The 23,024-nt window shown below is 53.7% G+C and carries 23 protein-coding genes; 14 read left to right on the top strand and 9 right to left on the bottom strand.

What is annotated here, in order from left to right; all coding sequences use genetic code 11:
• Positions 1-47 precede the first annotated feature (47 nt).
• The 6 genes from menD to pmrD all read left to right on the top strand — a co-directional run bounded on the left by menD (position 48) and on the right by pmrD (position 6,026).
• Complete coding sequence (gene menD, locus ACLJQD_RS15725; protein ID WP_000116395.1) at positions 48-1,718, top strand: 2-succinyl-5-enolpyruvyl-6-hydroxy-3-cyclohexene-1-carboxylic-acid synthase; 1,671 nt, start codon at positions 48-50, stop codon at positions 1,716-1,718.
• Positions 1,715-2,473, top strand: a complete 759-nt coding sequence (gene menH, locus ACLJQD_RS15720) for a 2-succinyl-6-hydroxy-2,4-cyclohexadiene-1-carboxylate synthase (RefSeq protein WP_000979137.1) — start codon at positions 1,715-1,717, stop codon at positions 2,471-2,473. The genes menD and menH overlap by 4 nt, the downstream gene beginning before the upstream one ends.
• 14 nt (positions 2,474-2,487) lie before the next feature.
• The gene (gene menB / locus ACLJQD_RS15715; RefSeq protein WP_000640013.1) at positions 2,488-3,345 is read left to right on the top strand and encodes a 1,4-dihydroxy-2-naphthoyl-CoA synthase; all 858 of its coding nucleotides are present in this window, start codon (positions 2,488-2,490) and stop codon (positions 3,343-3,345) included.
• Positions 3,345-4,307, top strand: a complete 963-nt coding sequence (gene menC, locus ACLJQD_RS15710; protein WP_001255563.1) for an o-succinylbenzoate synthase — start codon at positions 3,345-3,347, stop codon at positions 4,305-4,307. Before menB ends, menC begins: the two co-directional genes overlap by 1 nt.
• Positions 4,304-5,671, top strand: a complete 1,368-nt coding sequence (gene menE, locus ACLJQD_RS15705) for an o-succinylbenzoate--CoA ligase (protein WP_017442114.1) — start codon at positions 4,304-4,306, stop codon at positions 5,669-5,671. The genes menC and menE overlap by 4 nt, the downstream gene beginning before the upstream one ends.
• 97 nt (positions 5,672-5,768) lie before the next feature.
• Positions 5,769-6,026, top strand: a complete 258-nt coding sequence (pmrD, locus tag ACLJQD_RS15700; protein ID WP_000455132.1) for a signal transduction protein PmrD — start codon at positions 5,769-5,771, stop codon at positions 6,024-6,026.
• Here the strand turns inward: pmrD and arnF are convergent.
• Genes arnF through arnB form a run of 7 tightly spaced genes read right to left on the bottom strand, consistent with a single transcriptional unit; the run spans position 6,021 to position 13,373 of the window.
• Positions 6,021-6,398, bottom strand: a complete 378-nt coding sequence (arnF, locus tag ACLJQD_RS15695; protein ID WP_000538692.1) for a 4-amino-4-deoxy-L-arabinose-phosphoundecaprenol flippase subunit ArnF — start codon at positions 6,396-6,398, stop codon at positions 6,021-6,023. The two genes, pmrD and arnF, sit on opposite strands and share 6 nt — an antisense overlap.
• Positions 6,398-6,733 carry a 4-amino-4-deoxy-L-arabinose-phosphoundecaprenol flippase subunit ArnE gene (gene arnE / locus ACLJQD_RS15690; protein WP_000580685.1) on the bottom strand — a complete coding sequence of 112 codons (336 nt, stop codon included), beginning with the start codon at positions 6,731-6,733 and terminating at the stop codon, positions 6,398-6,400. The genes arnF and arnE overlap by 1 nt, the downstream gene beginning before the upstream one ends.
• Entirely contained in the window at positions 6,730-8,376 is a 1,647-nt protein-coding gene (arnT, locus tag ACLJQD_RS15685) for a lipid IV(A) 4-amino-4-deoxy-L-arabinosyltransferase (RefSeq protein ID WP_017442115.1), read from the bottom strand. The genes arnE and arnT overlap by 4 nt, the downstream gene beginning before the upstream one ends.
• Complete coding sequence (gene arnD / locus ACLJQD_RS15680; RefSeq protein WP_000169760.1) at positions 8,373-9,272, bottom strand: 4-deoxy-4-formamido-L-arabinose-phosphoundecaprenol deformylase; 900 nt, start codon at positions 9,270-9,272, stop codon at positions 8,373-8,375. The genes arnT and arnD overlap by 4 nt, the downstream gene beginning before the upstream one ends.
• Positions 9,269-11,251: a bifunctional UDP-4-amino-4-deoxy-L-arabinose formyltransferase/UDP-glucuronic acid oxidase ArnA gene (gene arnA, locus ACLJQD_RS15675; RefSeq protein ID WP_000648764.1), complete on the bottom strand. Its 1,983-nt coding sequence runs from the start codon at positions 11,249-11,251 to the stop codon at positions 9,269-9,271. The genes arnD and arnA overlap by 4 nt, the downstream gene beginning before the upstream one ends.
• A complete protein-coding gene (gene arnC / locus ACLJQD_RS15670; RefSeq protein ID WP_000458893.1) occupies positions 11,248-12,231 on the bottom strand; it encodes an undecaprenyl-phosphate 4-deoxy-4-formamido-L-arabinose transferase in 984 nt (327 codons plus the stop codon). The genes arnA and arnC overlap by 4 nt, the downstream gene beginning before the upstream one ends.
• A 2-nt stretch (positions 12,232-12,233) precedes the next feature.
• The gene (gene arnB, locus ACLJQD_RS15665; protein WP_001279284.1) at positions 12,234-13,373 is read right to left on the bottom strand and encodes a UDP-4-amino-4-deoxy-L-arabinose aminotransferase; all 1,140 of its coding nucleotides are present in this window, start codon (positions 13,371-13,373) and stop codon (positions 12,234-12,236) included.
• A 298-nt stretch (positions 13,374-13,671) separates the two neighbouring features.
• On the opposite strand from arnB, the gene pmrG reads away from it, so the two are divergent.
• Positions 13,672-14,277, top strand: a complete 606-nt coding sequence (gene pmrG / locus ACLJQD_RS15660; RefSeq protein ID WP_000879258.1) for a lipopolysaccharide core heptose(II)-phosphate phosphatase PmrG — start codon at positions 13,672-13,674, stop codon at positions 14,275-14,277.
• 44 nt (positions 14,278-14,321) lie between these two features.
• On the opposite strand, the gene nudI is transcribed toward pmrG, so the two are convergent.
• Entirely contained in the window at positions 14,322-14,747 is a 426-nt protein-coding gene (gene nudI, locus ACLJQD_RS15655; protein ID WP_001249905.1) for a nucleoside triphosphatase NudI, read from the bottom strand.
• A 278-nt stretch (positions 14,748-15,025) separates the two neighbouring features.
• On the opposite strand from nudI, the gene ACLJQD_RS15650 reads away from it, so the two are divergent.
• The 7 genes from ACLJQD_RS15650 (at position 15,026) to ACLJQD_RS15620 (ending at position 21,486) form a co-directional block, all read left to right on the top strand.
• On the top strand, positions 15,026-15,568 hold the full coding sequence (locus ACLJQD_RS15650) for a YfaZ family protein (RefSeq protein WP_001670658.1): 543 nt from the start codon (positions 15,026-15,028) through the stop codon (positions 15,566-15,568).
• Positions 15,569-15,682: 114 nt separating this feature from the next.
• Entirely contained in the window at positions 15,683-16,879 is a 1,197-nt protein-coding gene (locus tag ACLJQD_RS15645) for a nicotinamide mononucleotide deamidase-related protein YfaY (RefSeq protein ID WP_000935685.1), read from the top strand.
• Between the two features lie 249 nt (positions 16,880-17,128).
• Positions 17,129-17,911 carry an IclR family transcriptional regulator gene (locus ACLJQD_RS15640; protein ID WP_000894173.1) on the top strand — a complete coding sequence of 261 codons (783 nt, stop codon included), beginning with the start codon at positions 17,129-17,131 and terminating at the stop codon, positions 17,909-17,911.
• 13 nt (positions 17,912-17,924) lie between these two features.
• Positions 17,925-19,130 (top strand): L-rhamnonate dehydratase, encoded by a 1,206-nt coding sequence (gene rhmD, locus ACLJQD_RS15635; protein ID WP_001530644.1) that lies wholly within the window; start codon positions 17,925-17,927, stop codon positions 19,128-19,130.
• A gap of 55 nt (positions 19,131-19,185) precedes the next feature.
• Entirely contained in the window at positions 19,186-20,475 is a 1,290-nt protein-coding gene (locus ACLJQD_RS15630) for an MFS transporter (protein ID WP_017442116.1), read from the top strand.
• 25 nt (positions 20,476-20,500) lie between these two features.
• A complete protein-coding gene (gene yfaU / locus ACLJQD_RS15625; protein ID WP_000992939.1) occupies positions 20,501-21,304 on the top strand; it encodes a 2-keto-3-deoxy-L-rhamnonate aldolase in 804 nt (267 codons plus the stop codon).
• A 5-nt stretch (positions 21,305-21,309) separates the two neighbouring features.
• Positions 21,310-21,486, top strand: a complete 177-nt coding sequence (locus ACLJQD_RS15620) for a hypothetical protein (protein ID WP_017442117.1) — start codon at positions 21,310-21,312, stop codon at positions 21,484-21,486.
• Between the two features lie 233 nt (positions 21,487-21,719).
• On the opposite strand, the gene sseL is transcribed toward ACLJQD_RS15620, so the two are convergent.
• Complete coding sequence (gene sseL, locus ACLJQD_RS15615) at positions 21,720-22,742, bottom strand: SPI-2 type III secretion system effector deubiquitinase SseL (RefSeq protein ID WP_017442118.1); 1,023 nt, start codon at positions 22,740-22,742, stop codon at positions 21,720-21,722.
• Positions 22,743-23,024 lie beyond the last annotated feature (282 nt).

The following is a 23,024-nucleotide window of genomic DNA, read 5'->3' as shown; positions in this document are numbered from 1 at the left end:
TTGCAGCTCTTTATACTTAGTCCCAATGATTGATACCGGACAAACTCATGTCAGTAAGTGCATTTAACCGGCGCTGGGCGGCGGTCATCCTGGAAGCCTTAACCCGTCATGGCGTCAGGCATGTTTGTATCGCCCCTGGTTCCCGTTCCACGCCGCTCACGTTGGCGGCGGCAGAGAATCCTGCTTTTATTCACCATACGCACTTTGATGAGCGTGGGCTTGGTCATCTGGCGTTAGGGCTGGCGAAAGTCAGCCAACAGCCGGTTGCCGTTATTGTCACTTCAGGTACCGCCGTGGCGAACCTCTATCCGGCGCTGATTGAGGCGGGTCTGACGGGCGAGAAGCTCATTTTACTTACCGCCGATCGCCCGCCGGAGCTGATTGACTGCGGCGCCAACCAGGCGATCCGTCAGGCGGGGATGTTTGCCTCGCACCCCTCCCAAACTCTGTCGTTGCCGCGTCCCACGCAGGATATTCCGGCGCGCTGGCTGGTGTCGACCATCGACAATGCGCTCGCCATGCTTCATGCGGGCGCGCTGCACATTAACTGTCCTTTTGCCGAACCGCTGTATGGCGATATGAATGACACCGGTCTGGTCTGGCAGCAGCGTCTCGGCGACTGGTGGCAGGATGAAAAGCCCTGGCTGCGCGAAGCGCGTCGACTGGAAAGCGACAAACAGCGCGACTGGTTCTTCTGGCGACAAAAACGCGGCGTTGTCGTCGCCGGGCGTATGAGCGCGGAAGAAGGCAAAAAAGTGGCGCAGTGGGCGCAAACTCTGGGATGGCCATTAATTGGCGACGTATTGTCGCAAACCGGGCAGCCGCTGCCATGCGCCGACCTGTGGCTCGGCAACGCCAAAGCGGTGACCGAACTGCAGCAGGCGCAGATTGTCGTCCAGCTTGGCAGTAGCCTTACCGGAAAACGCTTACTGCAATGGCAGGCAACCTGCGAGCCGGAAGAGTACTGGGTAATCGACAATATTGAAGGTCGTCTGGACCCGGCGCACCATCGTGGACGCAGACTGGTAGCGAAAATCGCCGACTGGCTGGAGATGCATCCGGCGGAAAAACGTAAACCGTGGTGTGTAGAGATCCCGCGTCTGGCAGAACTGGCGTGGCAACGGGTGGTCGCGCAGCGAGACACCTTTGGCGAAGCGCAGCTGGCGCACCGTATCCGCGACTATCTGCCGGAGCAGGGGCAATTGTTCGTGGGCAATAGTCTGGTGGTGCGTCTGATTGACGCGCTGTCGCAGTTGCCGGCTGGCTATCCGGTATACAGCAATCGCGGGGCGAGCGGCATTGACGGTCTGCTTTCCACGGCGGCGGGCGTGCAGCGCGCCAGCGCCAAATCGACGCTGGCTATCGTCGGCGATTTATCCGCGCTGTACGATCTTAACGCGCTGGCGTTACTACGTCAGGTATCCGCGCCGTTTGTGTTGATTGTGGTCAACAATAACGGCGGGCAGATCTTTTCCCTGCTGCCGACGCCGCAAAGCAAACGTGAGCGCTTTTATTTGATGCCGCAAAACGTCCATTTTGACCATGCGGCCGCCATGTTTAACCTACGCTATCATCGCCCGGAAAACTGGGAAGAGCTGGAGTCTGCGCTGGCTGGCGCGTGGCGAACCCCTGCGACAACGGTGATTGAGCTGGTGGTAAACGATACGGATGGCGCGCAGACGCTGCAGCAACTTTTGGCTCAGGTAAGCCATCTATGATGTTGCACGCGCAGCACATGCCCGGACAGCCTGGGGCGCCCTCGCTGGTTTTCCTGCACGGTTTTTCTGGCGATTGCCGTGAATGGCAGCCGGTTGGCGAACAGTTTCACGGCTGTTCGCGGCTTTATATTGACTTACCGGGACATGGCGGATCTGCGGCTATTCCGGTCGGCGGATTTGCCGATGTCATCAGATTGCTGCGCGCTACGTTAATTAGTTACAACATACTAAAGTTTTGGTTGGTGGGATACTCCCTTGGAGGCCGGGTGGCGATGATGGCAGCCTGCCAGGGAATACCAGGCCTGTGCGGCCTGGTGGTCGAAGGCGGTCATCCGGGGCTGCAAAATGAACAGGCGCGCGCTGAAAGACGGTTGTCTGACGGGCGCTGGGCAGAGCGTTTTCGTCGTGAACCCCTGACTGAGGTTTTTCACGACTGGTATCAGCAGCCGGTGTTCGCCTCGCTGACGGCGCAGCAAAGGCAGACGTTGACGGCGCTGCGTAGCCAGAATAACGGCGAAACGCTGGCTGCGATGCTGGAGGCGACATCGCTTGCCGCCCAGCCGGATTTACGCGAGGCGCTCAACGCGCTGGCATTTCCGTTTTATTATTTATGTGGCGAACGCGACAGCAAATTCCGCGCCCTGGCGCAGGAAGTGGCGGCGACATGCCATGTTATTCGTAACGCCGGACACAACGCGCATCGGGAAAACCCCGCTGGCGTGGTAGACAGTCTGGCTCAGATTCTGCGTCTCTGACTAAAGGACACACTATGATCTATCCTGATGAAACAATGCTTTACGCACCGGTAGAATGGCACGACTGCTCGGAGGGTTACACCGACATTCGTTATGAAAAATCCACCGACGGTATTGCAAAAATCACCATTAATCGTCCGCAGGTGCGCAATGCATTTCGTCCGTTGACCGTCAAAGAGATGATTCAGGCGCTGGCGGATGCCCGTTACGACGACAACGTGGGCGTGATTATTCTGACCGGCGAAGGCGATAAAGCGTTTTGCGCGGGCGGCGACCAGAAGGTGCGCGGCGATTACGGCGGTTATCAGGATGACTCCGGCGTGCATCACCTGAACGTGTTGGACTTCCAGCGCCAGATTCGCACCTGTCCGAAACCGGTTGTCGCGATGGTCGCGGGATATTCCATTGGCGGTGGTCATGTGCTGCACATGATGTGCGACCTGACCATCGCGGCGGAAAACGCCATCTTCGGCCAGACTGGTCCGAAAGTTGGCTCCTTTGACGGCGGCTGGGGCGCTTCGTATATGGCGCGTATCGTTGGTCAGAAGAAAGCGCGTGAAATCTGGTTCCTGTGCCGCCAGTACGATGCGCAACAGGCGCTGGACATGGGGCTGGTTAACACCGTCGTTCCGCTGGCGGATCTGGAAAAAGAGACCGTGCGCTGGTGCCGCGAAATGTTGCAAAACAGTCCGATGGCGCTGCGTTGCCTGAAAGCGGCGCTGAATGCCGATTGTGACGGTCAGGCCGGGCTGCAGGAGCTGGCGGGCAACGCTACCATGCTGTTCTACATGACCGAAGAAGGGCAGGAAGGCCGTAACGCCTTTAACCAGAAGCGTCAGCCTGACTTCAGCAAATTCAAACGGAACCCATAATGCGTAGCGCGCAGGTATACCGCTGGCAGATCCCCATGGACGCGGGGGTGGTTCTGCGCGACAGGCGGTTAAAAACTCGCGACGGGCTGTATGTTTGTCTGCGTGACGGCGAGCGTGAGGGATGGGGAGAGATCTCTCCGCTGCCGGGGTTCAGTCAGGAAACGTGGGAAGAGGCGCAGACGGCGCTACTAACATGGGTGAACGACTGGCTTCAGGGGAGCGAGGGATTACCCGAGATGCCTTCGGTCGCGTTTGGCGCAAGCTGCGCGCTGGCGGAACTGACTGGCGTCTTGCCGGAGGCGGCGGACTATCGCGCCGCGCCGTTATGCACTGGCGATCCTGACGATTTGGTGCTGCGGCTTGCCGATATGCCCGGCGAGAAAATCGCTAAGGTCAAAGTGGGTCTCTATGAAGCGGTACGTGACGGCATGGTGGTTAATTTGCTGCTGGAGGCGATCCCGGATCTGCATCTGCGTCTGGATGCGAATCGCGCCTGGACGCCGCTAAAAGCCCAACAGTTCGCAAAGTATGTTAATCCGGATTACCGCGCTCGTATCGCCTTTCTCGAAGAACCGTGTAAGACGCGGGATGATTCCCGCGCCTTTGCCCGTGAAACCGGCATCGCGATTGCCTGGGACGAAAGTCTGCGCGAAGCGGATTTCACCTTTGAAGCCGAAGAGGGCGTCAGGGCTGTGGTTATTAAACCTACGCTGACCGGATCGCTTGATAAAGTGCGTGAGCAAGTCGCTGCCGCCCATGCGTTGGGACTGACGGCGGTCATCAGCTCTTCGATCGAGTCCAGCCTCGGCCTGACGCAACTGGCGCGGATTGCCGCCTGGTTGACGCCGGGAACGCTGCCCGGACTGGATACCTTGCATCTGATGCAGGCGCAACAGGTTCGCCCCTGGCCCGGTAGCGCGTTGCCTTGTCTGAAGCGTGATGAGCTGGAACGACTGTTATGACATTCACGGACTGGCCGTGGCGCCACTGGCGTCAGGTTCGCAGTCAGGCGCCCGCTCTGCGCCTGAACGATGAAGTGCTAAGCTGGCGCGCCCTCTGTGAGCGTATTGATGTGCTGGCGGGCGGGTTTGCCGCGCAGGGCGTACGCGAGGGCGATGGTGTCCTGCTGCGCGCCGGGAATCAGCCGCGCACTCTGTTGGCATGGCTTGCGCTGATGCAGTGCGGCGCGCGGGTTCTGCCCGTCAATCCGCAGTTGCCCCAGACATTGCTGGAAGCGCTGGTGCCGAAGTTAACGCTGCGTTTTGCGCTGACACTGGAAGGCGAAAACGTATTTTCCGGGTTAACCGCGTTGCAGATACAAAAGAGCACAGCGGCGTATGCCGTGGCCTGGCAACCGCAGCGTCTGGTTTCCATGACGCTGACATCGGGTTCCACAGGATTGCCAAAAGCGGCCGTACATACGTGCCAGGCGCATCTTGCCAGCGCGCAGGGGGTGCTTTCGCTAATGCCGTTTGGCCCGCAGGATGACTGGCTGCTATCGCTGCCGCTGTTTCATGTATCCGGGCAGGGTATTATGTGGCGTTGGCTCTTCGCCGGGGCGCGCATGACGGTACGCGATAAGCAACCGCTGGAGCAGATGCTGGCAGGGTGTACTCATGCTTCGCTGGTGCCGACGCAGCTATGGCGGCTGCTGGCGAATCGGGCGGCGGTGACGCTGAAAGCCGTTTTGCTCGGCGGCGCGGTGATTCCGGTTGAACTCACCGACCAGGCCAGCAAACAAGGGATTCGTTGCTGGTGCGGGTATGGGCTCACGGAGTTCGCGTCTACGGTATGCGCCAAAGAGGCCGATGGTTCGGATGATGTGGGCGCGCCGCTTCCCGGCAGAGAGATCAGAATCGTCGATAATGAAGTCTGGCTGCGCGCCGCCAGTATGGCGGAAGGTTACTGGCGTGATGGCAAACTGATCCCGCTGGTTAATGACGAAGGCTGGTTTGCCACGCGCGATCGCGGCGAGCTGAACCACGGCAGGCTAACCATCGCCGGGCGGCTGGACAACCTGTTCTTTAGCGGCGGCGAAGGCATTCAGCCGGAGGAAGTCGAACGCGTTATTAACGCGCATCCGCTGGTGCAACAAGCCTTTGTCGTGCCGGTAGAAGATAAAGAGTTTGGCCATCGTCCCGTTGCGGTTGTGGAGTATGCATCGCAGGCCGGAGACGTGAACCTCGCTGAATGGGTTCGCGATAAGCTGGCGCGTTTTCAACAGCCGGTTCGCTGGTTGACGCTGCCGTCAGAACTGAAAAACGGAGGGATTAAAATATCTCGCCGTGCGCTCCAGCAGTGGGTGTGTGAGAACTGTAAAAATTAATGTTAGGTTAATATACAACCATTCCATCGCTATTGCCGTTTTGTTTATCCGTTGATGTGTAACGTGTTATGAACAATCAGCGTGAAACGGGGGCGCTATGGAATGGTTGGTTAAGAAATCGCATTATGTCAAAAAGAGGGCGTGCCATGTTCTGGTGCTGTGCGATAGCGGCGGTTCGCTAAAAATGATCGCCGAGGCGAATTCCATGATATTACTGAGTCCCGGCGATATCCTGTCGCCTTTACAGGATGCGCAGTATTGTATTAATCGGGAAAAACACCAGACCTTAAAAATCGTTGATGCACGCTGTTATTCCTGCGACGAATGGCAGCGGTTGACGCGCAAGCCATCATGATCTGGCGGGCAGAAAAATCAGCATTACCCCCGCCATAATGCACAATACGCCGAGCATCGCTTTTAGGCTGAAAGCGCCTTGCAAACCGGGTAACAGCATTGAGGCTACCCAGACAAGCACATAGCTGAGACTCAGTAGCGCATAGGCTTTGCTGAGCGCGAGCGTGTGTAATGTTTTATGCCAGCAGAAGACGGAAACCAGATACCCCGCTAAACCGGCGAATAGCGCCAGGGTCGCGGCATTAAATGCGCCCAGTCCGGAAATAAACGCCAGCGGATGCGCTATCGATGGCAGCCGCATCATGGCGAATCCCAGACTCAACTGGGCGAGGGAGGCAATTGCAACGCTTATCAGTCCCCACATTACGCCCATTATGCCGCACTCCCCAGAATGATAATGCCGCTGATAATCAATGCGACGCCCAACCAGTGGCGGGGCGGAACCTGTTCATGCCAGATTTTCCAGGCCGCCAGCGTGACCCAGACAAAATTCAGACTCAACATCGGGTAAGCAATTCCCACCGGCAGGGTTTGTAGCACCAGCAGCCACAGCACCATCGCTGCGCCCATGCATATTAGCGCCAGGCCCAGCCACAGCATCAGGTGACGGCGGCGTCCGCCCGCCGTCAATGGCCGTGTCGCTTGCTTCTGGCAGAGCTGACCGCCAACGCTGAGCAGACTGGCAAGCACCAGAACGACGCCGATCATTTAGGCCGATACTGAATTAACACCAGACGCCCCTGATAATCAACATTGTCCGCAGGGGGAAGGGAAAGAGCGCTGATGTCTTCATCTTTGGCTATTGAAAGTACTAGCGTAATAATGCCCTCCTGACGATGCTGGTTGAGCCAGGCGTTAAAATCGTCGGCTTTAACGAATTTATCCTGCACATCAGGATAGCTAAGACCATACCTGAGTTCGCCCGCGTGTCCGTAGAGCATAATATCGTCTCGTTTCAGACTCCAGGCCAGCCCGGCGGCGACGCCGACGTTGTCGGCAAGAATATAGCGGCTTGATGCCAAAGGCGCCTGGGTCATTTCGACAAAAAACTGTGGCTGTTTGGACTCCATCACCCTGTCGGGGATGGAAAAGCCGAACAGCAGCGCCAGTCCCAGCGGACAAAACGCGGGTAATAGGTATTTTGGGCTATGACAGAGGCTATACCAGCCCACAAACGCCCAAACAGTAAAGACGCCCCAGACGCAAAACACTTTATAGGTTTCGATATGCGTCCACACCGGCGATTTCAGCGGGCCCCATGAGGAGACGACAAACGCTGCGACGATCCCGACTAACCCGAACACCAGGTTGATCCCGCCGTTGACACGCAGCGCGGCGACGCCTTCTTTTATGTTATGCAGGACGAAGCGCGCCATGAGTATCGCTATCGGTGCGAAACAGGAAAGAACATAGGTGGGCAGTTTCCCTTTCGCAATGCTGAAAAAGAGAAGCGGCATGATCGTCCATCCGAGCAAATAGAATGCGCCGTTTCGCTCGCGCCAGCCCAGTTTAAGCGCGCCAGGCAGTAACCCCAGCCACGGTAAACTTCCCGCGAGCAGTACCGGCAGATAGTACCAGAAAGGGGCTTTATGCTGGGCATCGCTCATGGCGAATCGCTGGATATGCTCCACCCAGAAAAAGTAATGCCAGAAATCGGCTTCGCGTCGCGCAATGGCGATCGCCCAGGGAAGGACAACCACAAAGCAGCTCAAGACCGCCAGCCAGCCGTATAGCAAAAAGTCCTTCCAGCGTTTCTGAACAATAACCCACGGCAGCACGCTCACCACCGGTACGGCCAGGGCGAGGAACCCTTTAGTTAATACACCCAGACCGCAGGTTGCGCCCAGTAGCAAAAACATCCCAATCTTGCCCATTCGGGTCGTGGCCTGCATCCCCTGCCAGAAACAACACATCCCGGCCGTAAGCCAAAGCGCGATCATCGGGTCGAGTACCGCATACGTCCCGATACTGTAAACGGCAAAGAGGGAGAGAAAGATAACGGAGGCAAGCAACGCGGTACGTTTATCCCGCCATAAGCGGAACGTCAGCCACGCCACCAGCGCTGCGGCCAGCAATGTCGTTAAAATAGCGCCAGCCCGCACGCCAAAATTGGTAGCGCCAAAAAGCCACTGACCCAGACTGTTTATCCAGTAACCGGCTATCGGTTTTTCAAAATAACGTAATCCCAGAAAATGCGGCACGATCCAGTCGCCAGACGCCAGCATCTCCCGACTTATTTCGGCATAGCGCGTTTCATCCGGCTGCCAGAGCAGGCGGCTATTGACAGGAATAACATAGTAGAGCGCGATAAATGCGGCGAAAGCCAGATAATAGCGTATCGATTTCATCATGAGGCGCTCGCTGCCTGTTGGCACCCCAGCCAACCTTCACGGCCAGGGATGTGTCCACGTACAATTTGCCCCAACGGCAGAGACTCAGGCGATGTCGGCAGCAGTTCGCCCAGAGGACAAAAGGTGATCCCCGCGTCGCGTGCACGAACGAGCAAATCTTCAAACAGCGGCTGATGGACAATACCTTCGACTTCCGCATGGATGGTATATACCGGCGTGCCTTTGTCCTGCAACATACGGGAGATAATCCAGGTATTGAACGACTGCGCCTGAACGGCGGGGCCGATAACCTCATCCCATGTGGGTAAGGTGACGGGGATTTGCGGCGTCCCTGTCTGGCCCGGCATCAGTAGCGGACGGAATAAGGTGGTTCCACGGCAATCGCTGTTATACCGCAGGTTGAACGGCTCTTTCGCACGAACAACGCGCCCATCCGCTCGCCAGCCGGCCGCGGCTGAGCAGGTGACGGGTTTTCCGATAATGGCCTCAAGCGCCGTTATGCCGCGCGCGATATCTTCTTCAAGCTGGCGGATACTCCAGTGGCCGCTGTGAGTCTGCCACGCATGGTGATCCCAGGCATGTAGTCCCGTCTCATGGTATGTTGCCGTTTCACGAATAATCCCGGCATTGGCGTTGCCGATATTTTTTCCCGGCCAGGCGGTACCGGCCAGCAGGATATCCCAGCCGTAGAGCGAGGCGGCGTTTGAACGTAGCATTTTCCATAAAAATCGCGGTTTTATCAGACGCCAAAGATGGCGTCCCATATTGTCCGGCCCGACGCTGAAGAAAAAGCTGGCCTGAACGCCGTGGCGATGCAATGTCGCCAGCAGCCGGGGAACACCTTCACGCGTTCCTCGCAAGGTATCAACATCAATGCGTAAACCGACTTTCGTCATGATGCGCGTTCCGCGACATCTACGCTGCGCAGGAAGAAGTCCAGCGTTTCTTCAACCGTATCACGCATCGCAATAGACGGTTCCCAGCCCAGACAGCGCCTGGCATTGTCGATACTGGGTTTCCGGTGTGCGACATCCTGATAACCCTTGCCGTAATAACTACGGCTTTCGACGACCTGGAAACCGGCAAACGGTGGGAAATGGCAGCGCAGCGGATGCTTATCAAAACTGTCGAGCAACAGCGTCGCCAGTTCCTGAATACTGGCTTCGTTGTCAGGATTGCCGATATTAATGATTTTGCCATCGCACCGATCGCCATCATTCACAATAATGCGGAATAATGCTTCGATCCCATCGCGAATATCGGTGAAACAGCGCTTCTGCTGACCACCGTCGATAAGCTTGATCGGCGTCCCTTCTACCAGGTTCAGAATCAACTGCGTTATCGCGCGTGAACTGCCGATACGCGCCGCGTTCAGGCTATCCAGCCGCGGCCCCATCCAGTTAAAGGGACGGAAAAGCGTGAAGCGCAATCCCTCTTTTTCGCCATAAGCCCAAATCACCCGGTCGAGAAGCTGTTTGGAAACGGAATAAATCCAGCGCGGCTTATTCACCGGCCCGACGATCAGATTCGATTTGTCCTCGTCAAAAGAGGCGTCCGTACACATGCCGTACACTTCAGAGGTAGACGGAAAAACCACGCGTTTACGGTATTTTACGCAATAACGGATAATCCGCAGGTTTTCTTCAAAATCAAGTTCAAAGACGCGCAGCGGGTTGCGGGTGTATTCAATCGGGGTAGCAATTGCTACCAGCGGCAGTACGACATCGCATTTTTTGACATGATATTCGATCCATTCTGAGTGGATGCTGATATCTCCCTCCACGAAATGAAAGCGAGGGTGGAGCAGGAATCGGCTAATGGCGTTGCTGCCGATATCCATACCGTAGACCTCGTAATTCTCTTCATTCAGTAACCGTTCGGTCAAATGATTGCCGATAAAACCGTTGACGCCGAGGATGAGAACGCGAATGCGACGTTTACCGCTGGTCGCTGGTGGACGGTTCAAACGCGCGCCCGCCACCAGACCAAGCGTCTGTGCAAGCTGCGAGCCCTGTACAGTAATACCGTCTCCGGCCTGGCCGGTAATAATCTCCAGCGCGCCATCGGCGCAGGCGACCCGCAGCGGAGAGACCGAAATTACCGAGCCGGGAAGCGCGCCTTGCGCATCCGGACAAATTCGGGAAGACCAGATAGTGAATTTTTGCGAGCCGTTATAGCTGAACGCGCCGGGCCAGGGGGCGGCTACCGCCCGCACCAGGTTATGCACCGTGGAAACCGGTTTGTGCCAGTCGATAAGGCCATCTTCCGGCCTGCGGCGACCATAATATGTAGCGTCAGACTCACGCTGGGGAACAGAAGGTATATCGCCGCATTTCATGGTGGGCAGGATGCTATTAAGCAACTGGCGCGCGGCCTGACATAGCTTATGATGCAGGGTAAGCGCAACATCGTCCTGCGCAATAGCGACGCGTTGACTGGCGACAATCTCTCCGGCGTCGGCACGTTTGACCATACGATGCAGCGTTACGCCCGTTTCGCTTTCGCCGTTAACCAGAACCCAGTTTAGCGGCGCACGGCCACGATAGGCAGGCAATAGAGAACCGTGCAGATTGAACGCGCCAGCCGGGGCGAGGTGCAGAATTTCTTCGCTTAACAGGTTGCGGTAATAGAACGAAAAAATAATATCCGGCGCAAGCTCAGCGATGCGGTCGACCCAGATAGGATGGTTTACGTTATCCGGCGCATAAACCGGAATCCCTAATTCTGCCGCCAGCCGGGAGACGGAGCCAAAAAAGGTGTTTTCCGCAGGATTGTCGGCATGAGTGAAAATCGCGGCAATCTCATACCCGGCATCCAGTACGGCCTGCACGCCCTGACATCCCATATCGTGATAGGCAAAAATAACGGCTTTCATTGGTGACTTTCCTCAGTAAACGGCGTGCTTTCCGGGTAGATAACTTGTTGAACAAAATAGCGGGGGCGGGCGCGGACATCGTTATAAATGCGACCGATGTATTCGCCCAGCAGTCCCATACCGATGAATTGCGCGCCGATGAAGGTAAACAGGACGGCAAAGAGCATAAATACGCCTTCCGCCGCCCACTGCGGCCCCAGCGCCAGGCGAAGTACAATAAGCAATACCGACAGGCTAAACCCGCCGATGGCGATAACGCTGCCCAGCAGACTCAACAGGCGCAGCGGCGTCGTCGTCAGGCAGGTCACCAGGTCATACATCAGGTTAATGAGACGCATAAAACTGTATTTAGAGTCGCCAAATTCACGTTCAGCGTGATGCACCGGGATCTCGGTAGCCCGACGAGCGAAAATGTTGGCCAGAATAGGGATAAAGGTGCTGCGTTCATGGCAGCGCAACATGGTATCGATAATAGGGCGGCGATAGGCGCGTAACATGCAGCCGTAATCGCCCATCGCTTTGCCCGTTGTGCGCTGGATCAGTAGATTAATGATTTTTGACGCCGATTTGCGAAACAGGCTGTCCTGTCGGTTCTGGCGCACAGTGCCTACCACATCGAACCCTTCATCGGCTTTCGCCACCAGACGTGGGATCTCTTCCGGCGGGTTTTGCAGATCGGCATCCAGCGTAATGATAAGATCGCCGCTTACATGGCTAAACCCCGCCATAATTGCTGCATGTTGACCGTAGTTACGGTTGAGTAAAATAGAGATGATATGGCTATCGGCCTCCTGGGACGCCTTAACCATCAGCTCCGCCGAGCTATCGCTGCTACCATCATCTATCAATAAAATCTCCCACGCTTTGCCCAGACTCTCGCAGGCGGTGGTGGTGCGTCTTATCAATTCCGGCAGGCTTTCCTGTTCGTTATAGACAGGAATAACCACCGAGACTTTTTTTATGGGGGCGGCGTCAAACATGCTTATTGTCCTGCTATCTGATGAAGGGCGGTAATGACCCGATCAAAGTCACTCTCGGTCATGTCCGGGAAGAGCGGCAGTGAGCAGATCCGCTCGCTGTTCCACTCGGTGTCAGGCAGCGTGAGCGTTGGGAAACGTTCGCGATAATATTTTTGCGTATGCGCGGCGCGGAAATGCAGCCCTGTGCCGATGCCTTTCGTTTTCAGCGATGCCATCAGAGCATCCCGGGTAATACCGCAGCGGGCTTCATCGACCCGGATAATGAATAAATGCCAGGCGTGAATATGTTCCCACGACGGAAGGCTCAGAGGCTGAAAAGGCAGGTCTGCCATTGCCTGGTGGTACTGCGCTGCGATGGCGGCGCGGCGAGCGTTAAGCGCATCCAGTTTCTGTAACTGAGCAAGCGCGATAGCGGCGTTGAGGTCAGGCAAATTATATTTGTAGCCCGGCGCCAGGACTTCCGCTTGTGGCGCGCGTCCTCCGCTCTGTCGATCCCAGGCATCAACGCCAAGCCCGTGAAACTTGAGGCTGCGCAGTTTATCGGCGAATTGCGGGTTATCCGTGACGACGATACCGCCTTCAGCGCAGGTGATGTTCTTAATGGCGTGGAAGGAGAAAATCGCGGTGCCCCGGGCGCCAATGTGGCGACCTTTGTAGCTGGTTCCTGTCGCGTGCGCCGCGTCTTCAATCACCGGAATTCCATAACGCTCGCCAAGAGCGTAAATAGCGTCCAGATCGGCGGGCGCGCCAGCGTAGTGGACGGGGATAATTGCTTTGGTTTGTGGCGTAATCGCGGCTTCGATATGTTCAGGCGTGACCATCAGCGTATCGCGATCGACATCGACCATGACGGGGTTCGCGCCGAGTAAAACGATCATATTTAGCGTAGAAACCCACGTCATTGACGGTGTAATGACCTCGTCGCCTTCACCAATGCCCAGCGCCATCAACGCGATGTGCATACCGGCAGTGGCTGAACTGACGGCAACGGCATATTGATTGCCTGTTAGCCGACAAAACGCCGCTTCCAGTTCCTGATTTTTCGGGCCGGTTGTTATCCAACCTGAGTCCAGTACGGTCTTAACGGCAGCAAGCTCTTCCGCGCCCATCGCCGGACGGGAGAAAGGCAAAAAGTCCGACATCATTTTTCCTTCAGCCATTGAAAGCCGCTTTTCAAATATTTCGGCAATAGAAAAGGGCTTATTTTTTAACGCATTTAGCTGAACCCTACTGGATGAATATTAAATTAACATTAAGAAATTAAGGTGAAGTAAAAAGATAATTTTTAACGGAATTATGCTTTGCTTTCGCCGAAAGTTTAAGGCATTTTATGCATGCCCAAAAGCTGTTTTTATGTTTCTGGCCTGGTCTTCCGTTGCGGAATTTCATTTTAATCGTATTGCTATTAAGTTAGCTGCACTGTCTGCCTGAGAGGTTAATGTGCTGGCATTTACCCTACGCTTTATTAAAAACAAACGCTATCTCGCGACTCTGGCGGGGGCGTTGGTTATTATCGCCGGGTTGACCTCACAACATGCCTGGAGTGGTAACGGTCTACCGCAGATTAACGGTAAAGCGCTGGCGGCGCTGGCGAAGCAGCATCCGGTAGTCGTGTTATTCCGCCATGCCGAGCGGTGCGATCGTTCCGATAATACCTGCCTGTCAGACAGCACGGGGATTACGGTCAACGGTGCGCAAGATGCCAGAGCGCTGGGTAAAGCCTTTAGTGCCGATATACAAAATTACAATCTCTATTCCAGTAATACGGTGCGCACCATCCAGTCGGCAACCTGGTTTTCTGCGGGCAGGTCGCTTACGGTGGATAAAAAAATGATGGATTGCGGCAGCGGTATTTATGCTTCAATCAATACGTTACTGAAAAAGTCGCAGAATAAAAATATAGTCATTTTTACCCATAATCATTGTTTAACGTATATTGCAAAAAATAAGCGCGGCGTAAAGTTTGATCCGGACTATCTTAATGCGCTCGTTATGCATGCGGAAAACGGAAAACTCTTTTTAGATGGTGAATTTGTTCCCGGCTAGCCGCATGTTAAAAGCGTAAAGACAGCCTGAAGCGGCTGTCGTCATTATAATAACCCTTTCAATGCTAATGTGTGGCGTGTCGCTACATTCAAATCATACAGCGCCAGTTCTTCTGGCTTGACCCAGGCGTAGTCCTGAAATTCGTCGTTAATACATATATCGCGATTAGCGGAAACACAGTCGAAGATGAGATAAATCATATAAATCTCTTCTTGTCTGCCATCAGCGTAGGTTTTAACGCGGATATCGTCGCGGAAGGTCCACGGCGTAATATCGCTCAGAATCAGTTGTTCGCCGAGTTCTTCCCGAACCTCCCGACGCAGCGCCTCTTCAATGCGTTCGCCCGGCTCGACCCCGCCGCCCGACAGCGCCCACTGACCGGGAAAGACGCCGCGGTTGTCGGCCATTTTGCACAGCAGATAACAGCCATCATTTTGAATTAATGGGCAAACTATAGTTCGTTGACGCATAAGTCGCTTCCTTAAACCACCAGGTCGTCAGCTTAACAAATCATTCTGCGAAATTCTTTGTGAAAAATGGAAGCGATAACGCAGACTGCGTTTTTTGTTAATCCTGTTGATGCAGGCGTCACCATGTGATGGCGCAATGATGCGGCATGGCGAAAGTAGTATTTCGTTACAATATGTTTTTGGAATGGTTTCTTAGTGCATTGATTCCTCAGCGTCTGGCAGTACAATTCTGCCGTTTTGGGGAGTTTTTCTTTATGTGCTTGCTGGAAAGGGTAAAAATGAAAAAAAGCATATTATTAGGTTTTGCCGGAATGCTGTTCGTTTCTGCATCGGCGCAGGCCATCAGTATTAGCGGCCAGGCGGGCGAAGATTACACCAACATTGGCGTGGGTTTTGGTACGGAATCGACGGGACTGGCGCTAAGCGGCAACTGGATGCACAACGATGATGATGGCGATGCTGCGGGCGTGGGTCTGGGGCTGAACATTCCGGTGGGACCGCTGCTGGCGACGGTAGGCGGTAAAGGTATTTATACCAATCCGAAAGACAGCGATGAAGGCTATGCGGCGGCTGTCGGCGGTGGGCTACAATGGAAAATCGGCAACAGCTTCCGTCTGTTCGGCGAGTATTATTATTCACCAGATTCGCTGTCCAGCGGCATCGACAGTTATGAAGAAGCGAACGCAGGCGCGCGTTTCACCATTATGCGCCCGCTGAGCATTGAAGCCGGTTATCGTTACCTGAACCTGGCGGGTAAAGACGGCAACCGCGATAATGCGATTGCTGACGGCCCTTATGTTGGCGTAAACGCCAGCTTTTGATGCTAACGGCGCGGCAATCGTCGCGCCATATTCCTCCTTTTCCCGTCATTCTTCTTTCCACGTCCTATTCCTCTTTGCGTTATAGTGTTTTCATCATAAGAGCAGGAGAACACAATGCTAAATGTGGAAATGCTATCCACCGGGGATGAGGTGTTGCACGGACAAATCGTTGACACCAATGCCGCCTGGCTGGCTGATTTTTTCTTTCATCAGGGCGTTCCGTTATCACGGCGAAATACGGTAGGCGATAATCTGGACAGTCTGGTCGCTATCTTGCGTGAACGCAGTCAACATGCTGATGTTTTGATTGTTAATGGCGGGTTAGGGCCGACCAGCGATGATTTAAGCGCGCTCGCCGCGGCAACGGCAAAAGGCGAAGGATTAGTACTGCACCAGGCGTGGCTGACCGAAATGGAACGCTACTTTCAGCAGCGTGGTCGCGTGATGGCGCCGAGCAACCGTAAACAGGCGGAACTGCCTGCCAGCGCGGAGTTTATTAATAATCCGGTCGGCACTGCCTGTGGATTTGCGCTCCAGCTCAACCGCTGCCTGATGTTTTTCACCCCCGGCGTACCGTCGGAATTTAAGGTTATGGTGGAGAAGGAAATCTTACCGCGGTTACGCGCGCGTTTTTCACTGCCGGAGCCGCCGCTTTGCCTGCGGTTAACGACTTTTGGACGTTCAGAAAGCGACCTCGCGCAGCGTCTCGATTCACTGCCGTTGCCGCCCGGCGTGACGATGGGGTATCGCTCATCAATGCCGATCATTGAACTGAAGTTGACCGGCCCGGCGACGCAACGGGAGGCGATGCTGGCGTTATGGCCAGAGGTCAAACGGGTTGCCGGGCAGAACCTGATTTTTGAAGGTACGGAAAACCTGCCGGCGCAAATAGCCCGCCGCCTGCAGGAAAGGCAGTTGAGTCTGACGTTGAGCGAGCAATACACCAGCGGCTTACTGGCGCTACAGCTTTCTCGCGCCGGGGCGCCTGTTCTTGCCAGCGAAGTCGTTCCTTCTCAGGAAGAGACGCTGGCGCAAACGGCGCACTGGACGACAGAACGGCGCAGCAATCATTATGCCGGTCTGGCGCTGGCCGTGTCGGGGCTGGAAAACGAACATCTTAATTTCGCGCTGGCGACGCCGGATGGCACGTATGCCTTACGCGTGCGTTTTAGCGCCAATCGGTATAGTCTGGCAATACGTCAGGAGGTCTGCGCGATGATGGCGCTAAATATGCTGCGCCGTTGGCTTAATGGCGAGGACATTACCAGCGAGCATGGCTGGATAGACGTGGTTGAATCATTGACATCATAATCCCTTTCTCTTATCTGCGATGGGAACGACATCGTGAGCCGGATAAGGCCGCTATGCCATTATCCGGCAATATTATCTGCTTTTTTGTCCAGCCAATTGTACTGAATACAAAGTAATACGTGCGTTAATTCACATTTATATGGTTAACCCTTCCACTCCGTTGGAAGGCGGATAAGCTTTGACGCGCTTCACAATTTTTTCCCTGCTGACCTTTCACACTGATTCCAGTGTCTCAGACTGGAGTCCAATATGTTGGAATCAAGTAAAGTCCCGGCTCTTACTCGCGCAATCGACATCCTCAATTTGATCGCGCGTATTGGCCCATGCAGCGCGGCAATCATTATTGAAACGCTGCGTATTCCAAAAAGCACCGCGTACCTGCTGTTGAATGAATTAAAACGTCAGCGATTTATTAGCCTCGATCATCAGGAGAACTACTGCCTGTGGACTAAGCTCGTTGAATTGTCGGGTCATGCGCTCAGCAAGATGGATCTGCGGGAGCTGGCGCGTCCTCGTCTAACACAACTGATGGATGAAACCGGGCTGCTGTGTCACTTGGGGATCATCGACCACGAAAATGCGTATTACATACTGAAAGTGGAATCCTCATCCACTATCAGCGTGCGCTCGCATGAGGGGAAAAGCCTCTCTCTTTATCGTTCCGGCATCGGCAAATGCCTGCTGGCATGGCAGCCGGCCGCCGTACGCAAAGCCATTATTGAAAAAATGGTATGGGAGCGAGCCACGCTGACCACCATCACCGAGCCGCAACAATTGAATGATGAGCTGGAACGCATTCGCCAGCGTGGATGGAGCTTTGATAACGGGGAGGATTATCCGGATGTCCGCTGCGTTGCCGCACCGGTATTTAATGCCAGAAACGAACTGACCGCGGCAATTTCAGTGGTCGGCACACGCCTGCAAATCAACGAAGAGAATCTTGATTATTTGGCCGGTAAAGCTATTGCCTGTGCCAAAGATATTTCACGCCTGTTGGGATGGAAAAGTCCCTTCGACTCACTCGCATCTTAAAATGGAGAATATTATGACTCTTCCTAAAATTAAACACGTTCGAGCCTGGTTTATTGGGGGCGCTACCGCAGAGAAAGGGGCTGGCGGCGGGGATTATCACGACCAGGGAGGAAATCACTGGATTGATGACCATATCGCCACTCCCATGAGCAAATATCGCGACTATGAGCAGTCTCGTCAGTCTTTTGGGATCAACGTGTTAGGGACACTTATTGTCGAAGTAGAGGCGGAAAATGGACAGACGGGGTTCGCCGTTTCGACAGCAGGGGAGATGGGCTGTTTTATCGTAGAAAAACATCTTAACCGGTTTATTGAAGGCAAATGCGTAAGCGATATCAAACTTATTCACGATCAGATGCTCGGCGCGACCATGTACTACTCCGGTTCTGGCGGTCTGGTGATGAACACGATTTCCTGTGTGGATCTGGCGCTGTGGGATCTGTTTGGCAAGGTGGTTGGGCTGCCGGTTTATAAATTGCTGGGCGGAGCGGTGCGCGATGAAATTCAGTTTTACGCCACCGGCGCACGCCCGGATCTGGCTAAAGAAATGGGCTTTATCGGCGGTAAAATGCCGACTCACTGGGGACCGCACGATGGTGATGCGGGGATCCGTAAAGATGCCGCGATGGTGGCGGATATGCGTGAAAAGTGCGGGCCGGATTTCTGGCTGATGCTCGACTGCTGGATGAGTCAGGATGTGAACTATGCGACTAAACTGGCTCACGCCTGTGCGCCATTTAATCTCAAATGGATTGAAGAGTGTCTGCCGCCGCAGCAGTATGAAGGCTATCGCGAATTAAAACGCAACGCGCCTGCAGGGATGATGGTTACCAGCGGCGAACACCATGGTACGCTGCAATCCTTCCGCACTCTGGCAGAAACCGGCATTGATATTATGCAGCCGGATGTTGGCTGGTGCGGCGGATTAACCACGCTGGTTGAGATCGCCGCGCTTGCCAAATCGCGCGGGCAACTGGTGGTGCCGCACGGTTCGTCTGTCTATTCGCACCATGCAGTTATTACTTTCACTAATACCCCTTTCAGCGAGTTCCTGATGACCAGCCCGGACTGCTCCACCCTGCGTCCGCAATTTGACCCGATTCTCCTGGATGAGCCGGTGCCGGTGAATGGACGCATCCATAAATCAGTGCTGGATAAGCCGGGCTTCGGCGTCGAGCTTAACCGTGACTGTCACTTGAAACGCCCTTATAGCCACTAATAACTCGTGCGTTGCCTTTGTACGGCAACGCCCTCATCCTGTTGAGGATATTGCTATGAGCATCACTTTACTTGACGGCGTAGTGAAGAAAAACCGCGCACGTTTAATTCCTTTTATGTTGGCGCTGTATGTACTGGCGTTTCTGGATCGTTCAAATATTGGTTTTGCCAAAGAGACCTATCAGATAGATACCGGGCTAAGTAATGAAGCCTACGCGCTAGGGGCCGGTATTTTCTTTGTGGTTTACGCTTTCCTTGGCGTACCGGCTAACCTGCTGATGCGCAAATTTGGCGCAAGAACCTGGATCGGCACGACTACCCTGCTGTGGGGCTTTCTCTCTGCTGCGATGGCCTGGGCGGATAGTGAAGCAAAATTTCTGATAATCCGCACGCTATTGGGCGCGGCGGAGGCTGGATTTTTCCCCGGCATGATCTATCTAACTTCACAATGGTTCCCGCAGCGTAACCGTGCCAGCATTATGGGGCTATTTTATATGGGCGCGCCGCTGGCGTTAACGTTGGGTTCGCCGCTCTCCGGCGCTCTGCTGGAGATGCATGGTTTTATGGGGCACCCGGGATGGTTCTGGATGTTCGTTATCGAAGGCCTACTGGCGATTGGCGCAGGGATATTCACCTTTTTCTGGCTTGATGACACTCCGCAGCAGGCGCGTTTTCTTAGCCTGGAAGAAAAGAACGCGCTTATCAGGCAACTGGCGAGCGAAGAAGAGAAAAAGGTCACGTCAAGGCTTGCGGATGCGCTGCGTAATGGACGCGTCTGGCAACTGGCTATTATTTATCTGACGATTCAGGTGGCGGTATACGGACTCATCTTTTTCCTGCCGACCCAGGTTGCCGCGCTATTGGGCACTAAAGTGGGCTTTACCGCTTCGGTGGTAACAGCGGTTCCCTGGGTGGCGGCTTTGCTTGGCACATGGCTTATTCCTCGCTACTCCGACCGTACCGGCGATCGCCGTAACGTTGCGGCAGTGACGTTACTGGCTGCGGGTATTGGCATTGGCCTGTCAGGTCTGGTTTCTCCGGTGCTCGCTATTCTGGCGCTCTGTGTTGCAGCAGTAGGATTTATTGCCGTTCAGCCCGTATTCTGGACCATGCCGACGCAGCTACTTTCCGGTACGGCTCTGGCGACAGGAATTGGTTTCGTTAATCTGTTTGGCGCTGTGGGCGGTTTTATTGCCCCAATTCTGCGCGTAAAAGCGGAAACGTTGTTTGCCAGCGATGCGGCGGGCCTGCTGACGCTGGCCGGAGTCGCCATCATTGGCTCATTAATTATCTTCACGCTGAGCGTTAATCGTCCGGTGGCGCAATCCGGCGCTGCGCATCATTAATCTTATCTACGTTGTAAGGATCGCTATGAACGCATTGTTATCAAATCCTTTTAAAGAAGGATTACGTAAAGGGGATACGCAAATTGGTTTGTGGCTCAGTTCAACCACCTCTTATATGGCGGAGATTGCGGCGACGTCGGGTTATGACTGGTTGTTAATAGATGGCGAGCACGCGCCTAATACGGTGCAGGACTTGTATCATCAGTTACAGGCCATCGCCCCATACGCCAGCCAGCCGGTGATTCGCCCGATCGAGGGAAGTAAAGCGCTCATTAAACAGGTACTGGACATCGGGGCGCAAACGCTACTGATCCCGATGGTTGACACCGCAGAACAGGCGCGCCAGGTCGTTTCCGCTACCCGATACCCGCCGTTGGGGCAACGAGGCGTTGGCGCGAGTGTGGCGCGTGCGGCGCGCTGGGGGAGAATCGACAACTATATGGCACAGGCCAATGAGTCGCTCTGCCTGTTGGTGCAGGTTGAAAGCAAAATGGCGCTGGAAAACCTTGACGCGATTCTGGAGGTTGAAGGCATTGATGGCGTCTTTATCGGTCCGGCAGATCTCTCTGCTTCATTGGGTTACCCCGATAATGCCGGACACCCGGAAGTGCAGCGGATCATTGAAGCGTGTATTTATCGTATTCGCGCCGCCGGAAAAGCGGCGGGTTTTTTGGCGGTCGATCCGGCAATGGCGCAGAAATGTCTGGCGTGGGGCGCGAATTTTGTCGCGGTCGGGGTAGATACGATGCTCTACACCGAGGCGCTGGACAGCAGGTTGGCGATGTTTAAATCTGTTCAGTCAGTAAGCACGGCAAAACGTAGTTATTGAGAAAAATGCCGGATGGCACGTATGCCTTACGCATGCGTTTTAGCGCCTATCGGTATAGTCTGGCAATACGTCAGGAGGTCTGTGCGGTGATGGCGCTAAATATGCTGCGCCGTTGGCTTAATGGCGAGGACATTATCAGCGAGCATGGCTGGATAGACGTGGTTGAATCATTGACGGCATAGAACTTTTAGTGGGAAGGCCTGGCCTTCCCACCCTTATATACTTATAAATTCTTCGCAGAGCATCATTTCAGGATAAGAGCCTATCCCACCAGGCGTAATTGTTGAAGCCAGTTTGGGGCCGGCCAGCGCGCAGAAACCGGAGCGTACACGTAGTACGTGAGGATTTTGAGCACTGCCCGGTCCCAAAATGGCGAATAAAATAGCCTAATGGGATAGGCTCTAAGTACTCACCATTACTGGAGACTGTATTCATATATTTGTCGCCGGGTTTGGGTGTTAAATAGTGTTTGTTCCTCTACTGAAAGCGTTAAGAAATTTTCCGCAAATTCTCGTAGTGTGGTAGCAGGATCGTTTTGCCCGGCATTCAATAAGAGTTGAATTGTATGGTAACAAAATAGACCACAGCCGTTGGGTACATTATTCTGTAAATTAATTTCGATAAAATTAACCTCATCGCTTTCTGATATACCTGCAATCTTTGCTGCTTCTATAATCTCTTGCTTAGTATTTTCATTTAAATCATGATAACTGTTAAATATGAGACATTTTATTTTTTCTGCAAGTTTATAAAATAAACAGAGAAGCCAGTGATCTCCTGTATTTATCAGAAAGATTTCATTTTCACATAATCCTGATTGAGCAATCTTTTCAAGTAGCTGAGTGCTTAATATATTTTCTTTGGTGGTAGGATGAATAAGCCCAATGGGATAGTTTACCGAGAGAAAAGGTGATTCTTGAACCAGACCTTGCGTTGCAGCTGCCAGCTCATCTGACGACATCATTCGCACACCACACCAAAGATTTTCAACTCCAACCTGTTCTTTATCTGTCTGAGCGAACTGGTTGCCCATAATTTTATGTGCTATTTCTATTTTTTTAGAAAGGTCGGTTGTCGCGGAACCGGCCATATAAAGTAATCTGGAAGGGGCATGTAGCTTTTTCCACTCAGTATTATTTTTTGTTATATCGTTATTGGCAATTTGATGTAATACAAGGCAAGCCTGATTGATTTTTTTATCTATATCTGGTGAGCCCGATCTTTTTCCGCTAAAGAATTCAAAAAGAAATTTCTCAACTCTATGTCCCAGGTCATCGTTGCGTAACGCAAGATTGCATAACAGATCAATACAATTCTGATCACCGTTCTCTACTGAGCTAAGCAACAACGCAAGCGTCTCATCGCTCACCTCTCCTGCATATAGGCTGTGAAATTGCGATATGCTCAATCGGTAAAGTGAATTTACACATATATTCATTTTGCTCTGTTTCCTGATAGGTGAAAGTAGCGAATATGATGTCATGTATAATTATTTGTAAAAATATTATTATTAGTGGGGGATATATTAAATCAGGCATAGACCTGATTTTATTATTATTCACATAACACTCAATTATTATTGGAGATATTCAGTTATCCCCCTCTTTAAAGGAGGCTGGTAACGCGTCGATACAAGAGATATTGCTCTATAAACAGTAACGTCGTTATCTGTCATGCCACCATGGGTTAGCGGTCATGGTTAACCAAATAGGGCAGGTTA

This window comes from Salmonella sp. SAL04214 (genome assembly GCF_046550615.1).
GTDB classification, from domain to species: domain Bacteria; phylum Pseudomonadota; class Gammaproteobacteria; order Enterobacterales; family Enterobacteriaceae; genus Salmonella; species Salmonella enterica.
This window is presented reverse-complemented; position numbering and strand designations above follow the sequence as displayed.